This window comes from Conyzicola sp., assembly GCF_046714715.1.
Taxonomy (GTDB): Bacteria; Actinomycetota; Actinomycetes; order Actinomycetales; family Microbacteriaceae; genus Conyzicola.
The window spans coordinates 1-13,582 of record NZ_JBKKAD010000178.1 but is presented as its reverse complement, the minus strand read 5'-3'; the positions used below and the strand labels follow the sequence as shown (position 1 = coordinate 13,582).

Below are 13,582 nucleotides of genomic sequence, written 5' to 3'. Positions count from 1 at the left end.
TTCACGGCCCTGGACCTCGGCTTACTGCATCAGTGAGACTATCGAGGGGTCCATCATGGTCAACGATATTGACGAGTCCATCTTCGAGACCGACATCGGGTCGTTGGGCGAACCGCGGCTGTACGAGAGCCCGGTGCGGATCGTGATGACCGCCCGCCCGTTCACCGAAGACGACCTGCGCGCGTTTCAGAGAGCCGGCGAACACCCCGGTCTCGACTGAGGCAGGAGAGGGGCGGGCACTCAGCGAGCCCCCCGTAAGCTAGCGCAGTGAAATCGTGGACCAGACCCGTCATCCCGTCGCTGCCCGGCCGCGCACCGGTGCCGCTGCTGTTCGATTCGTCCACGCGCACCGTGCGGGCCGCGACGCCCGCCGACTCCGCGAGTCTCTACGTCTGCGGCATCACGCCCTACGACGCGACGCACCTCGGCCACGCCAATACCTACCTCGCCTTCGACACGCTCGTGCGGCTCTGGACCGACGGCGGCTTCACCGTGCGGTACGCGCAGAACGTGACCGACATCGACGACCCGCTGCTGGAGCGCGCCGACGCGACCGGCGTCGACTGGCGGGCCCTCGCCGCCGAGCAGATCGAGCTGTTCCGCGGCGACATGGAGAGCCTGCGCGTCGTGCCACCGACCGATTTCGTCGCGGTCACCGACGTGATCGCCGACGTCGCCGAGGGCGTGCGCCAGCTGGTCGACGCCGGCGTCGCCTACCGCCTCGACGACGACATCTATTTCGACAACGCCGCCGCGGCATCCGCGGTCTGGACTCTCGGCGACGAGAGCGGATTCGACCGCGCCACGATGCTCGCACTGAGCGCGCAGCGCGGGGGAGACCCCGAGCGCCTCGGCAAACGCGACGCCCTCGACCCGCTGCTCTGGCGCGGCGAACGCGACGGCGAGCCCTCGTGGCCCTCGCCCGTCGGGCCGGGCCGCCCCGGCTGGCACATCGAGTGCTCGGTCATCGCCCAGCGCTACCTCGACACCCCGATCACCGTGCAGGGCGGCGGATCCGACCTCGTGTTCCCGCACCACGAGTTCAGCGCGGGCCACGCCGCCGCGCTCACCGGCCGTAGGCTCGCCGATCTCTACGCGCATGCGGGCATGGTGGCCTACGAGGGCGAGAAGATGAGCAAGTCGCTCGGCAATCTGGTGCTCGTCTCGCGCCTCACCGACGACGGCGTCGATCCCCGTGCCATCCGGCTCGCCTTGCTCGACCGGCACTACCGCGCCGACTGGGAGTGGACCCGCGTGCAGCTCACCGAGGCGCAGTGCCGCCTGGGCGAGTGGGAGACATGGGCCGCGGAGGCGCAGGAGAGTGCGGATGCGACTCTCCTCGACACGCTGCGGTCAGCGCTCGCGCACGACCTCGATACCCCGGCCGCCCTCGCCGCCGTCGACGCGCGCATCGCCGCCGGCGCCCGCGCTACCGCCACCGATCTCGACGCGATCGACGCGCTGCTCGGTGTGAAGTTGCGGGTTGAGTAGGTCGCTCAGCGACCGTATCGAAGCCTAGCTACCGCCTGCCTTGCCGCCGGGGTCGGGCTTGCCGTCTTCACGGCGCAGGTACTTCTCGAACTCCTGGGCGATCGCTTCGCCGCTCGCCTCGGGCGAGTCGACGGTGTCGCGGGCCTGCTCGAGCTGTTCGATGTAGCTGGTCATGTCGTCGTCGTCGGAGGCCAGCGCGTCGATGCCCGTCTCCCACGCCGCAGCCTCGTCGACGAGGTCTCCGCGCGGGATGACCACGTCGATGATCTCCTCCAGCTTGTCGATGAGCGCGAGTGTGGCCTTCGGGCTGGGGGCGTTGTGCACGTAGTGAGGAACGGACGCCCAGATCGAGAGGGTCGGGATGCCCGCCTTGTCGGCGGCGTCGCCGAGCGCCGAGAGGATGCCGACCGGACCCTCGTAGGTCGAACGCTCGATCGCGAGCTCGTCGCGCACACCCGCGTTCTCGCTGCTCACGAACACCGAGATGGGCCGCGTGTGCGGCACGTCGGCGAGCATCGAGCCGAGGAAGACGATGGAGGTGATGCCGTGCGCGTCGATCGACTCGAGGATCTCGGCGACGAAGGTCTTCCAGCCGCGCGAGGGCTCTGTGCCGATGAGCAGGTAGACGTTCGAGCCGTTGTCTCCGGTGAGCGAGAGCTCGGCATCGGCCGCGAGGGGAACGAAGGCCGTGGCATCCGGATCTGTCGGCCCGTACATCGTGACCCCCGGCCACTCGAGCACGCGGTTGCCGTCGTCGTCGAGCGAGATGGTGGGCCGGTTGAACTGATAGTCGAAGTAGTCTTCGGGATCGACGCGGGTGATGGGGGAGAGTTCGAGCTGTTCCTCGAGGGTGCGCACCGCGTTGCTCGCCGCTTCTCCGGCGTCGTTCCAGCCCTCGAAGGCCACGACCAAGAGGCGGCCGCTTGCGAAGCCCGTGTTGTCTGCCATGTCTACAAGAATAGGTCTCTCCGTACTGAACCTTCCGCGTTCTGCCCTCGGCGTAACGTCGGTAGACTCGCCCGTTGTGACTTCTCAACAACCGGCGGCCGTTCTCTGGGACATGGACGGCACGATCGTCGACACGGAACCGTACTGGATGCGCGCGGAAACGCTGCTGGTCGAGTCGTACGGCGGAACGTGGAGCCACGAGGAGGCACTCTCCCTCGTCGGCCAGAGCCTGTGGCATTCCGCCCGGGTGCTGCGCGCCAAGGGTGTGGAGCTGTCGGAGGACGAACTCATCCAGGGCCTCACCGAGAAGGTGATGGATCAGATCCGCATTGAGATCCCGTGGCGGCCCGGCGCCCTCGAGCTGCTCACCGAGCTGCACGAAGCCGGGGTGAGGACCGCACTCGTCACGATGTCGCTGCGCAGCCTCGCCGAACTCGTCGTGTCGCTCATGCCGGTTCCCGTTTTCGGGGCCATCGTCTCGGGCGACGACGTGACCCACGGCAAACCGCACCCCGAGGCCTACCTGCGCGGCGCCGAACTGCTCGGCGTCGACATCGCCGAGTGCGTCGCCCTCGAGGATTCGCTTCCGGGACTCGCGTCGGCAGTCGCATCCGGCGCCGTCTCGATCGGCGTGCCCCACATGGTTCCGATCGACGAGGCCGACACCCACACCATCTGGCCGACCCTCGCCGGCCGCACCCTCAGCCATCTCACCGACGTCTACGTCGCCGCACGACCGGGAATCGAAAAATGACCAACGACACCTTCCGCCGCCAGAGCGGCCCGTTCCGCGCCGGCGACCGCGTGCAGCTCACCGGACCCAAGGGGCGCATGAACACCATCACGCTCGAGACCGGGGGAGAGTTCCACTCCCACCGCGGCGTGCTCAAGCACGACGAGATCATCGGGCAGCCCGACGCGTCTGTCGTGCTCTCCACCAACGAGGTCGAGTACCTCGCGATGCGCCCGCTGCTCACCGACTTCGTAATGTCGATGCCGCGCGGCGCCGCGATCATCTACCCGAAGGACGCCGCCCAGATCCTGGCCCAGGCCGACATCTTCCCCGGCGCCACCGTCGTAGAGGCCGGCGTCGGCTCCGGGGCACTCTCGCTCTGGCTGCTGCGCGCGATCGGGCCGACCGGCACGCTGCACTCGTTCGAGCGCCGCGAGGAGTTCAGCGACGTGGCCCGCGCAAACGTCACCGCCTTCCTCGGCGCGACTCCGTCGAACTGGGACATCACGCTGGGCGACCTCGCCGAGACACTGCCCGAGGTGGCCGAGCCGGGCACCGTCGACCGCATCGTGCTCGACATGCTCGCCACGTGGGAGTGCCTGGATGTCGCGGCCGACGCCCTCACGCCCGGTGGCGTGATCATCTGCTACATCGCCACCGTGACCCAGTTGTCGCGCGTGTCCGAGGCCCTGCGTCGCACCGGCCAGTTCACCAACCCCGAGTCGAGCGAGACGATGATCCGCGGCTGGCACGTCGAGGGACTCGCCGTGCGCCCCGACCACCGAATGATCGGACACACCGGTTTCCTGCTCACCGCGCGCCGTCTCGCCCCCGGCACGGTTCTGCCCGAGCTCAAGCGCCGCGCCTCGAAGAGCGACTTCAGCGACGAGGACGTCGAGGCCTGGACCCCCGGCTCGCTCGGCGAGCGTTCGTCGAGCGACAAGCGCCTGCGCAAGACCGCCCGGCACGCCCAGGCCGTCGCCGACGCGTCGGTCGCCGCCGAAAACTCGGCAGAATAGACAAGGGTAAGATCGTCCGGTACCCGGGCACCCAAGAAAGAGGATTCGTGCGCACTCTCACCGCGGCCATCATCACCGTCGGACTGGTGGCTTCACTGTCTGCCTGCGCCACTGTCGGCCCGTCCGAATCGTCCGGCTCCTGTGAGCCGACGAGCATGTCGGGCGACGCTTCCGCGCTCGTCGACGCGACCGGCGAGCCCGGCACCGTGCTCACGCCCGAGTTCCCGACGCCGCTCATCACCGACGGCATCGAGGTCTCCACGATCTCCTCCGGCGACGGCGACACCGTTTACCCCGGCGAGATCGCCGACTTCCACGTCACCTTCGCCGACGCCACGACGGCCGAGGTCATCGCCCTCGAGGGTCTCGACGCCGCATCGATCGTTCGACGCACCGCCGGCGACGGCACGGGCCTCGGCGACGTACTGGCGTGCGCCTCGGTCGGCGACCGACTGGGCATCACCGCCGAGGCGGGCGAGATCGGACTCGCGAGCGACCCGGAAGACACGACCACCGTCGTGCTCATCATCGACGTCGTGCGCGCCTTCCCCGGCCGCGCCGACGGCGTCGCCCAGCTCGCAGTGAACGGCATGCCCGCTGTCGCCCTCGCGCCGAGCGGCCAGCCCGGCGTCACCATCCCCAGCGCCGAGGCTCCGGAGGACACGCAGACCGCGACGACCATCCTCGGCTCCGGCGAGACTATCGAGGAGGGCGACGGCGTCGTGCTGCACCAGACGATCCTGTCCTGGGAGACCAGGGCGATGCTCGAGACCACCTGGGTCGACGGCGAGAAGCCCGCCGTGCCCACCACCGTGCTCGCGACCGAAGACAACACCGGCTCCCGTTCGGGAGTCATCCCCGCCCTCGCCGACGCGCTCATCGGCGCCAAGGTCGGCAGCCAGCTGCTCGTCGTGGTCCCCCCGGGCGACGACAGCTTCGCCGAGGGCGCGACGCTGCCCACCGGCGCGACCGCCACCGACACGCTCGTGTACGTGGTCGACGTGCTCGGCATCCAGAAGGACTAGAGCGGCGGGCGCACGCCCCTCGCACCACGCAACCATCGACACTGGCCGGGTGTCCTCACCATAGGATCGATTCGTGTCGCTCGAGAATTCCGCCAAGGTACCCGTCGAGGAGAGGCTGTTCAGCCTCGTCCTCGCCCTGCTCGCGACCGAGAACGGCCTGACCAAGGCCGAGATCCTGTCGACCGTGCAGGGCTACCGCCAAGACTTCGCGCAGACCGGCGACAACGCCAACCTCGAGCGCAAGTTCGAGCGTGACAAAGACGACATCCGCGAGCTCGGCGTTCCGCTCGAGACCGTGCAGTCGCCCGGAGACCCCGGCAACAACCAGAACCTGCGCTACCGAATCCCGCGCGGCGCCTACGAGCTGCCCACCGACATCGCCTTCTCGGCCGAAGAGACCACGCTGCTCAACCTTGCCGCGATGGTCTGGCGCGAGGGGTCCCTCTCGGCGGAATCCCGGCGCGCCCTGCTCAAGCTGCGTTCGCTGGGCGTCACCGCCGACGAGCCGGTGCTCGGCTACGCGCCGCGCGTTCGCGTGCGCGACGCCGCGTTCGAAACGCTCAACTCCGCGCTCGGCCGCAACGCCTACGTGCGGTTCGCCTACCTCAAGCCGGGGGAGGGGGAGGCGCGGGTGCGCACGGTCGCCCCGCTCGCCCTCGTGCAGCATCAGGGCCGCTGGCACCTCTCCGCGGAAGAGGACGGCACGGGCACCCGCAAGACGTTCCTGCTGCGCCGCATCGTCGGCCGGGTCACGATCACGGGCAAGACCTTTCGCGCCCCGGCAGACGACCAGAGCGCCCGAGCCCTCCGCGAGCTCGAAGAGGTGTGGAACGCGCACACCGCCGTCGTCGAGGTCGAGCCGGGATCCGACGCGAGCACGCGACTGCAGAAGCGTCGGGGAACGGTGGCCGTGGCATCCGAACTGCACCTGCACTTCTCCGACATCAACATCCTCGCCGACGAGCTTGCCGGTTTCGGCCCCGAGGTGCTTGTGATCTCGCCGCCCGAGCTGCGCGGCGCCGTGCGCGAGCGACTGATCCGAACGGCGGCCGACCATGGCTAGAGTCAAGAAGCCCAAGCCGATGCACGCGCAGGAGAAGCTGACGTTTCTGCTCTCGCTCGTGCCGTTCCTGATCGAGCGGGAGCGCGTGAGTGTCGCCGAGGTCGCGGACCATTTCGGGGTGGATGCGGAGCAGATCCGCGAGGCGGTGCGGCTCATCGCCGTCTCCGGGGTTCCCGGAGAGACCAGCACCTATCAGTACGAAGACCTCTTCGACATCGCGTGGGACGACTTCGAAGACAACGACCAGATCGTGCTCACCAATCAGGTGGCCCTCGACGACTCGCCGCGCTTCTCGGCGCGCGAGGCCGCGGCCCTCATCGCCGGCCTGCAATACCTCTCGGCGCTGCCCGAGAATGCCGACCGCACGGCCGTCGCCTCTCTCATGACCAAGCTGTCGCGCGGTGCCTCGGCCCAGCCGAGCCCGCTCGCCGTGGAAGACACCGGCAGCGACGCCACGCTCGCGCTCATCCGTGAGTCGGTCACCGCCGGCACGCAGCTCGAGTTCGACTACCTCGGCGCGCGCGGCACGCGCGAGCGACGCCGGGTCGACCCGCTGCGCGTCGAGTCGATGGACGCCGACTGGTATCTGCGCGGCTGGGACCACCTGCGCGGGGCCGTGCGCACCTTCCGGCTCGACCGCATCTCGGGCCCTCGGGTCAGCGAACAGCCGATCAGCCACAGCGCCGGCGACGTGACCCTGCCCGACAGCCTGTTCGAGAGCTCGGCCGACGACCTCGTGGTGACGGTAGACGTTCTCAACTCCGCGGCCGCGTTGCTCGCCGACTACATTCCCGACGGCGCCGCGCGCGAACAGCTCGAGGGACGCGTGCGCACCACGGTGCGCGTGTCGCACTATCACGGGCTCAAGCGGCTCATGGCGGGCATGTCGGGCGTCGCCACCGTCGTCGAACCCGCCGAGGCCAGGCGAGTGGTGGCCGAGTGGGCCGCCGCGGGTGCCGCACGCTACGACGGGGACGCATCGTGATCGCCTGGTGGGGCTGGCTGCTCATCTGGTCGGGGCTCGTCATCGCGCTCCTTGCCATGGTCGCGCTGCTCGGCTGGCGCCTCGTGAAACGCTTCTTCACCCTGCTCGACGACGTCTTCACGGTGACCGAGAAGCTCTCGATCCTCGACGGTGTGGCGGCGGAGGCCGAGACCCGTCCGGTCAACGCGATTCTCCGCGAGAGCGCCGAGGTGCGGGCCACGACCGGTGCGCGTATGGCTCGACGGGCCGAACGGAAGCACGCTCGCAGGCAAGCCCGCATCCGAAGGGGTAAAATGCTTACAACCGCAACAATCGACCTGAAGGAGTGGCCACATGAGCCTCGCTAATCTCGGCAGCCACTGGTGGGTCATCCTGATCATCGTCGTGCTGCTGTTCGGTGCACCGAAGCTTCCCGCGCTCGCGAAGAGCATGGGCCAGTCGATGCGCATCTTCAAGAGCGAGATCAAGACCAACAAAGACGAAGACGCGGAGAAGACGACCGCCGACGGCGCGCCGACCGCTCCCGGCGACAACACACCGAAGCCCTAATCTCCCCCTTTCGGAACGGGCTGATGCCTCAACGTAAGCCCCGCGTCGACGAGCGGCGCATGTCGCTCGGCGCGCACCTCATCGAGCTGCGCAAACGACTGACGATCAGCGGCATCGCGATCTTCCTCGGTGCCATCGGCGGCTTCATCATCGCGCCTCAGCTCTGGAAGCTGCTGAGCGAGCCGATCAAGTCGCTGGCCGATTCGACCGAAGCCACGATCAACTACACCGGCATCACCGAAGCGTTCGACACGAACGTGCAGATCGCGTTCCTCGTCGGGATCGTCGGCACCAGCCCGATCTGGCTCTACCAGATCTGGGCGTTCATCGTTCCCGCCCTGCTGCGCAAGGAACGCCGATACGCGCTCGCGTTCGTCGGCAGTGCCATCCCGCTCTTCCTCGCCGGGGCAGCCCTGGGCGCGATCATCTTCCCGCGAACGGTGACCCTGCTGCTGAGCTTCGCCCCCGAAGACTTCTCCACCTTCCTCACCGCGCGCTACTTCCTCGACTTCTTCATCAAGCTGGTGCTCGCCATCGGCATCGCCTTCGTGCTGCCGGTGTTCCTGGTGCTGTTCAACTTCGTCGGCATCCTCTCGGCGACGGCGATCCTCAAGGGCTGGCGCATCGCGGTGCTCTGCATCGTGATCTTCACGGCGTTGGCGACGCCGAGCGCCGACATCCTGGCCATGTTCATGCTCGCCATCCCCATGGTGGGCCTCTACTACCTGGCGGCCGGCGTGGCCTGGTTGCACGACCGGGGCGTCGCCAAGCGTCTCGCCAGACTCGAAACGGATACCGGTGGCCTTCTCGCATGACGACTGAACTGAGCCCCTCCGAACGTTTCGCCCAGGCCAAGGCGAAGAAGAGCCTGCCTATCCTCGACGCGTTCACCGACAAGCTGCCCATCGCACTCGACCCGTTCCAGCGCGAGGCGTGCGCCCTCGTCGAGCAGGGCAAGAGCGTGCTCGTCGCCGCCCCCACCGGGGCGGGTAAGACGATCATCGCCGAGTTCGCGATCTTCAAGGCCATGCAGGAGAGCCACGCCAAGGTCTTCTACACGGCGCCGATGAAGGCGCTGAGCAACCAGAAGTTCCAGGAACTCGTGGCCGAGTACGGCGCGGAGTCGGTCGGCCTCCTCACCGGCGATACCAACGTCAACTCGCAGGCCCGCATCGTCGTCATGACGACCGAGGTGCTGCGCAACATGCTGTACGCGAGCTCCGACCTGCTCACCAACCTCTCGTACGTGGTGATGGACGAGGTGCACTTCCTCGCCGACAAATTCCGTGGCGCCGTGTGGGAGGAAGTGATCATCCACCTTCCCCGCTCGGTGCGCATGGTCTCGCTCAGCGCCACGGTCTCCAACGCGGAGGAGTTCGGCGACTGGCTGCAGGCCGTGCGCGGCGACACCGAGGTGATCGTCTCCGAAGAGCGACCCGTGCCGCTCGAGCAGCACGTGCTCGTGCGCGGCAAACTCCTCGACCTCTTCGACGCCGCGGGCGGCCCCAACGAGGCCAGGTCGCGGATGCCGGCCGCCCTCACCACGACCGTCGCAGAGCCGGTCGCGATCGCTCCCACCGAGTCCTACGGCGACCGCCCCGCGCGCAACCGCGGCACCAAGCAGCCCCCGGCCGCGCTACCGGGCCTCACCACGACCCGCGTGAACCCCGAGCTCGTGCGGCTCTCGCACGGCCCGCGCACGCCCGCGGGCCGCGGCGGTTTCGACGGCGGCGGCAAGCGGCACGAGGGTCGCGGCGGCAAGCAGAACCGCGGAAACGGTGGCAACGGCAACGGCTTCGGCGGAAGCGGCGGGGGAGCGCGCACCGACCGCGCGGCGCTCGTCGAGCTGCTCGACTCGCGCAACCTGCTGCCCGCCATCTTCTTCGTCTTCAGCCGGGTCGGCTGCGACGCCGCCGTGCAGCAGGTGCTGCGCTCGGGTGTGCGCCTCACCCAGAAGCACGAGCGCGACGAGATCCGCGCCATCGTGGAGGAACGCTGCCGCACCCTGCTCGACGAAGACCTCGGCGTGCTCGGCTACTTCGAGTGGCTCGACGGGCTGGAGCGCGGCGTCGCCGCCCACCACGCCGGTATGCTCCCCGCCTTCAAGGAGGTGGTCGAGGAGCTGTTCCGCAAGAAGCTCGTGAAGGTGGTGTTCGCCACCGAGACGCTCGCGCTCGGCATCAACATGCCCGCCCGCACGGTGGTGCTCGAGAAGCTCGAGAAGTTCAACGGCGAGGCGCGCGTGCCGATCACGTCGGGCGAGTTCACGCAGCTCACCGGGCGCGCCGGTCGCCGCGGCATCGACGTCGAGGGCCACTCGGTCATCCAGTGGGCCGACGGTCTCGATCCCCAGGCCGTGGCCTCTCTCGCATCCAGACGCACCTATCCTCTGAACTCGAGTTTCAAGCCGACCTACAACATGGCCGTCAACCTCATCGACCAGTTCGGCCGGCAGCGCACCCGCGAGATCCTCGAGTCGAGTTTCGCGCAGTTCCAGGCCGACCGTGCCGTCGTCGACCTCGCCCAGAAGGTGCGCAGCCAGCAGGAGTCGCTCGCCGGCTACCAGAAGTCGATGACGTGCCACCTCGGCGACTTCGCCGAGTACTCGACGATCCGCCGCGAGCTGAGCGACCTCGAGAAGAAGGGCGCGGGGCGCAGCGAATACTCGAGCCGGGGCGAGCGCGAGAAGCGTCAGAACCAGCTGAACTCGCTACGCAAGCGGCTCAAGCTGCACCCGTGCCACCTCTGCCCCGACCGTGAGAACCACGCGCGCTGGGCCGAACGCTACTGGAAGCTCAAGAAGCAGACCGACCAGATCACGGCCGAGATCCGCACCCGCACGGGTGCCGTCGCCAAAGTGTTCGACCGCGTCACCGACGTGCTGACGATCCTCGGCTACCTCGAGTCGGACGCGAACGGCCGGGTCGTGCTCGCGCCGGCGGGTCGGATGCTGCGTCGCATCTACGGTGAACGCGACCTGCTGGTGGCTGAGTCGCTGCGCCTCGGACTGTGGAACAACCTCGACGCGCCCTCGCTCGCCGCCATGGCCGCGGCCCTCATCTACGAACCGCGTCGCGACGAGGGCCAGGCCGACGAACGCAATCTGCCGCACGGCCCGTTCCGCGCCGCGTTCGACGCCACCGGCGACCTGTGGAGCAACCTCGACGACCTCGAGCGCGACAAGCGCCTCCCGGGCAGCAACCCTCTCGCCACCGGGCTGTGCCTCGGCATGTACCAGTGGGCGAAGGGCGGCCGTCTCGACAACGTGCTCAAGGAGACCGACCTCGCGGCGGGCGACTTCGTGCGCTGGACCAAGCAGACCATCGACCTCCTCGACCAGCTCTCGGTCGTCGCCGATTCGCCCGTCGGCTCGACGGCGCGGAAGGCTCTGGATGCCATCCGGCGCGGAATCGTCGCCTACAGCTCCGTCGCCTAGGCTCTATCCGTGCATCCACCAGCCCGACGAGCGCTACCCCTGTGGGCGGCGCTGCTCGTAGCCCTCGCGGCCGGTCCGATCCTCGACGCGGGCTTCCCCGACCGCGGCTGGTGGCCCGCCACCTTCGTCGGCATCGGGCTCGTGCTCGCCGCCGCCATCGGCCGCAGCGGCTGGGGCAGCTTCCTCGTCGGCTTCGTCGCCAGCATGTCGTTCTATCTCATGCACATCGAGTGGGCCTCGCTCTTCCTCGGCCTCGTGCCCATGGTCGCGCTCTCGACCCTCGAGTCGCTCTTCTTCGCGGTGGGCACGGTCGGCATAACGCTGGCCTACCGCTGGATCCCACGATTCTGGCGCGGCACCTGGGCGCGCCTGCTCTTCCTCCCGCTCGTCGTCGCCGGCCTGTGGACCGCGCGGGAGGCGATCGCCAGCGTCTGGCCCTACGGCGGTTTCGCCTGGGGCCGCGTCGCCCTGTCGCAGTCCGAGAGCCCGTTCGCCGCGCTCTTCGGCTGGGTCGGCGTCTCCGGCGTGAGTTTCATCATGGTGTACCTCGTCGCCGTGGTGGTGGAGTGCCTGCGCCTACGCACGGCCGACCGGCTCGTGCGAGCCACCGTCGCGGTGGGGCTCGCCGCCGCCATCCTCGCCGTCCCGGCCTTCCCCGTGACCACCGACGGCACGATGCGCGTCGCGGCCGTGCAGGGCAACGGCAAGGCCGGCTACTTCGACGAGCGGCAGTCGGGCGACCTGCTCGACGCCCAGGTCGACGCCACCCTGCCCGTCATCGAGGCGAACGACGAGAGCGACGAGAAGGTCGACGTGGTGGTCTGGCCCGAGGGCGGCTCCGACTCGAGCCCGCTCGACGACGCCTACACGGCGAAGGTCTTCGATTACGTGAGCCGCGAAATGGATGCGCCCTTCGTTTCCTGGGCCGTCACCACGCGCGCGGGAGACGACGGTGCTCCCGACACCTACTACAACACCTCTATGCTGTGGCAGGCGGGCAGGGGCCAGCTCGACTACTACGACAAGAAGCATCCCGTGCCGTTCGGCGAATACGTTCCCGACCGCGCGTTCTGGCGCCCGTTCGCCCCCGACCTGATCGATCTCGTCGGTCGTGAGTACACGCCGGGCACCACCGACACGGTGTTCGACATCGACGGGGTGATAGCGGCCGTCAACATCTGCTTCGACATCGTCGACGACCAGATCCTCACCGACTCGGTCGAAGAGGGCGCCCGCATCATCTTCGCCCAGTCGAACACCGCCGACTTCGGCCGCAGCGACGAGAGCGTGCAGCAGCTCGCAATCGCCCGGGTTCGCGCCATCGAGCTGGGGCGCACCGTCGTGAACATCTCGACCGTCGGCACGAGCGCGATCATCGCTCCCGACGGCTCGACCATCGACCAGCTGCCCACCTTCACCGCCGCCGCAATGGTCGACGACGTTCCGCTCTCCAGCGTCACCACGCCGGCGGTGCTTCTCGGCCGCCAGTTCGAGTGGCTCGTGAGCGGCATCGGTGTGCTCGGCGTGGTTCTCGGGGGTCTGCTCGCCCGCGGAGCCCGCAAGCGCGCTTAACGAACGAACGGCCAGCCCGAGGGCTGGCCGTTCGTGGTGCGGATCCGACGCTTAGGCGCCGATCTTCTGCTGTCCGCGACGAGCGCGGAGGAAGTCGAGGCGCTCCTGGAGCAGCTCCTCGAGTTCGGGTCGGGTGCGACGCTCGAGCAGCATGTCCCAGTGACTACGCGGAATCTTGGTCTCCACGGCCTCCGAGATAACAGCTACACCGTCGTCGTCGAGCAATACGCCCTCCATGCCGCTTTTCGCGGACTCCCACACACCGGGAACCTCGGCATCGGCGGCGAACACCATCTCGAAGGTCTCCCCGTCGGAGGTGCGGTACACGCTCTTCTTTCGCGGCGAGAACTCAACGCCTACTTCGCTCTGCAGGCTCTGGGTTCCGAGCCTCATGCCGCGCAAACTACGGTCTGCCATTGTGTGGCCTCCTTTAGAAAAAACTTCACACGAGACGAAATTGCACTCTCGCGATACATACGAATTAATAAACCCGCAAGCTGTACGTAACCTTCCAAGAGCACCCCGAGCGGGGGCCTTTCACAGGAACGTCACAGCTTTACAGAGCGGTCGACAGCGGGCGTGAAGCACCGCTTTTCGCCCTACTGCGCGCGAGTGGTCAGGACGCCGAGTGCGATGTCGGCGCGATCCGTGACGATGCCGTCTACCCCGAGATCGAGGAGGCGGTGCATAGCCGGAGCGTCATTGACGGTCCAGACGTGCACCTCGACCTTAGCGGAGTGCAGCAGCCGAATCATCCGATC

General features: G+C 68.3%; 15 protein-coding genes. 12 read left to right on the top strand and 3 right to left on the bottom strand.

Going from position 1 to position 13,582, the window contains the following annotated elements; translation table 11 throughout:
- Positions 1 to 55 precede the first annotated feature (55 nt).
- On the top strand, positions 56 to 220 hold the full coding sequence (locus ACLQ6X_RS14230) for a hypothetical protein (protein WP_411700814.1): 165 nt from the start codon (positions 56 to 58) through the stop codon (positions 218 to 220).
- A 47-nt stretch (positions 221 to 267) separates the two neighbouring features.
- A complete protein-coding gene (gene mshC / locus ACLQ6X_RS14225) occupies positions 268 to 1,491 on the top strand; it encodes a cysteine--1-D-myo-inosityl 2-amino-2-deoxy-alpha-D-glucopyranoside ligase (RefSeq protein ID WP_411700813.1) in 1,224 nt (407 codons plus the stop codon).
- Positions 1,492 to 1,515: 24 nt separating this feature from the next.
- Here mshC and ACLQ6X_RS14220 read toward each other — a convergent pair whose 3' ends face one another.
- Complete coding sequence (locus tag ACLQ6X_RS14220) at positions 1,516 to 2,439, bottom strand: PAC2 family protein (protein WP_411700812.1); 924 nt, start codon at positions 2,437 to 2,439, stop codon at positions 1,516 to 1,518.
- Positions 2,440 to 2,515: 76 nt separating this feature from the next.
- Between ACLQ6X_RS14220 and ACLQ6X_RS14215 the strand changes: the two genes are divergently transcribed.
- The 10 genes from ACLQ6X_RS14215 (at position 2,516) to lnt (ending at position 12,821) form a co-directional block, all read left to right on the top strand.
- Positions 2,516 to 3,193 carry an HAD family hydrolase gene (locus tag ACLQ6X_RS14215; protein ID WP_411700811.1) on the top strand — a complete coding sequence of 226 codons (678 nt, stop codon included), beginning with the start codon at positions 2,516 to 2,518 and terminating at the stop codon, positions 3,191 to 3,193.
- Positions 3,190 to 4,191 carry a tRNA (adenine-N1)-methyltransferase gene (locus ACLQ6X_RS14210; protein ID WP_411700810.1) on the top strand — a complete coding sequence of 334 codons (1,002 nt, stop codon included), beginning with the start codon at positions 3,190 to 3,192 and terminating at the stop codon, positions 4,189 to 4,191. Before ACLQ6X_RS14215 ends, ACLQ6X_RS14210 begins: the two co-directional genes overlap by 4 nt.
- A 47-nt stretch (positions 4,192 to 4,238) precedes the next feature.
- Positions 4,239 to 5,216, top strand: a complete 978-nt coding sequence (locus ACLQ6X_RS14205) for an FKBP-type peptidyl-prolyl cis-trans isomerase (protein WP_411700809.1) — start codon at positions 4,239 to 4,241, stop codon at positions 5,214 to 5,216.
- A 73-nt stretch (positions 5,217 to 5,289) separates the two neighbouring features.
- On the top strand, positions 5,290 to 6,279 hold the full coding sequence (locus ACLQ6X_RS14200; RefSeq protein WP_411700808.1) for a helix-turn-helix transcriptional regulator: 990 nt from the start codon (positions 5,290 to 5,292) through the stop codon (positions 6,277 to 6,279).
- The gene (locus ACLQ6X_RS14195) at positions 6,272 to 7,264 is read left to right on the top strand and encodes a helix-turn-helix transcriptional regulator (RefSeq protein WP_411700807.1); all 993 of its coding nucleotides are present in this window, start codon (positions 6,272 to 6,274) and stop codon (positions 7,262 to 7,264) included. The genes ACLQ6X_RS14200 and ACLQ6X_RS14195 overlap by 8 nt, the downstream gene beginning before the upstream one ends.
- Positions 7,261 to 7,611, top strand: coding sequence for a hypothetical protein (locus tag ACLQ6X_RS14190; RefSeq protein ID WP_411700806.1), 351 nt, complete (start codon positions 7,261 to 7,263; stop codon positions 7,609 to 7,611). Before ACLQ6X_RS14195 ends, ACLQ6X_RS14190 begins: the two co-directional genes overlap by 4 nt.
- Positions 7,598 to 7,813, top strand: a complete 216-nt coding sequence (gene tatA / locus ACLQ6X_RS14185) for a twin-arginine translocase TatA/TatE family subunit (protein ID WP_411700805.1) — start codon at positions 7,598 to 7,600, stop codon at positions 7,811 to 7,813. The genes ACLQ6X_RS14190 and tatA overlap by 14 nt, the downstream gene beginning before the upstream one ends.
- Positions 7,814 to 7,836: 23 nt before the next feature.
- Complete coding sequence (gene tatC, locus ACLQ6X_RS14180) at positions 7,837 to 8,628, top strand: twin-arginine translocase subunit TatC (RefSeq protein ID WP_411700804.1); 792 nt, start codon at positions 7,837 to 7,839, stop codon at positions 8,626 to 8,628.
- Entirely contained in the window at positions 8,625 to 11,249 is a 2,625-nt protein-coding gene (locus ACLQ6X_RS14175; RefSeq protein WP_411700803.1) for a DEAD/DEAH box helicase, read from the top strand. The genes tatC and ACLQ6X_RS14175 overlap by 4 nt, the downstream gene beginning before the upstream one ends.
- A gap of 9 nt (positions 11,250 to 11,258) precedes the next feature.
- The gene (lnt, locus tag ACLQ6X_RS14170; protein WP_411700802.1) at positions 11,259 to 12,821 is read left to right on the top strand and encodes an apolipoprotein N-acyltransferase; all 1,563 of its coding nucleotides are present in this window, start codon (positions 11,259 to 11,261) and stop codon (positions 12,819 to 12,821) included.
- Positions 12,822 to 12,872: 51 nt separating this feature from the next.
- Here lnt and ACLQ6X_RS14165 read toward each other — a convergent pair whose 3' ends face one another.
- Together ACLQ6X_RS14165 and ACLQ6X_RS14160 are read right to left on the bottom strand one after the other, a co-directional pair.
- Positions 12,873 to 13,238 (bottom strand): RNA polymerase-binding protein RbpA, encoded by a 366-nt coding sequence (locus ACLQ6X_RS14165; RefSeq protein WP_411700801.1) that lies wholly within the window; start codon positions 13,236 to 13,238, stop codon positions 12,873 to 12,875.
- 182 nt (positions 13,239 to 13,420) lie between these two features.
- A complete protein-coding gene (locus ACLQ6X_RS14160) occupies positions 13,421 to 13,576 on the bottom strand; it encodes a glycerophosphodiester phosphodiesterase family protein (RefSeq protein WP_411700882.1) in 156 nt (51 codons plus the stop codon).
- Between the last annotated feature and the right edge of the window lie 6 nt (positions 13,577 to 13,582).

What these genes read in the sequence shown, in the direction of transcription:
- tatA (WP_411700805.1), top strand. Translation starts at nt 7,598, where the DNA reads ATGAGCCTCGCTAATCTCGGCAGCCACTGGTGGGTCATCCTGATCATC.
- ACLQ6X_RS14165 (WP_411700801.1), bottom strand. Translation starts at nt 13,238, where the DNA reads ATGGCAGACCGTAGTTTGCGCGGCATGAGGCTCGGAACCCAGAGCCTG.
- ACLQ6X_RS14160 (WP_411700882.1), bottom strand. Translation starts at nt 13,576, where the DNA reads ATGATTCGGCTGCTGCACTCCGCTAAGGTCGAGGTGCACGTCTGGACC.
- ACLQ6X_RS14220 (WP_411700812.1), bottom strand. Translation starts at nt 2,439, where the DNA reads ATGGCAGACAACACGGGCTTCGCAAGCGGCCGCCTCTTGGTCGTGGCC.
- ACLQ6X_RS14230 (WP_411700814.1), top strand. Translation starts at nt 56, where the DNA reads ATGGTCAACGATATTGACGAGTCCATCTTCGAGACCGACATCGGGTCG.
- tatC (WP_411700804.1), top strand. Translation starts at nt 7,837, where the DNA reads ATGCCTCAACGTAAGCCCCGCGTCGACGAGCGGCGCATGTCGCTCGGC.
- ACLQ6X_RS14210 (WP_411700810.1), top strand. Translation starts at nt 3,190, where the DNA reads ATGACCAACGACACCTTCCGCCGCCAGAGCGGCCCGTTCCGCGCCGGC.
- ACLQ6X_RS14175 (WP_411700803.1), top strand. Translation starts at nt 8,625, where the DNA reads ATGACGACTGAACTGAGCCCCTCCGAACGTTTCGCCCAGGCCAAGGCG.
- ACLQ6X_RS14195 (WP_411700807.1), top strand. Translation starts at nt 6,272, where the DNA reads ATGGCTAGAGTCAAGAAGCCCAAGCCGATGCACGCGCAGGAGAAGCTG.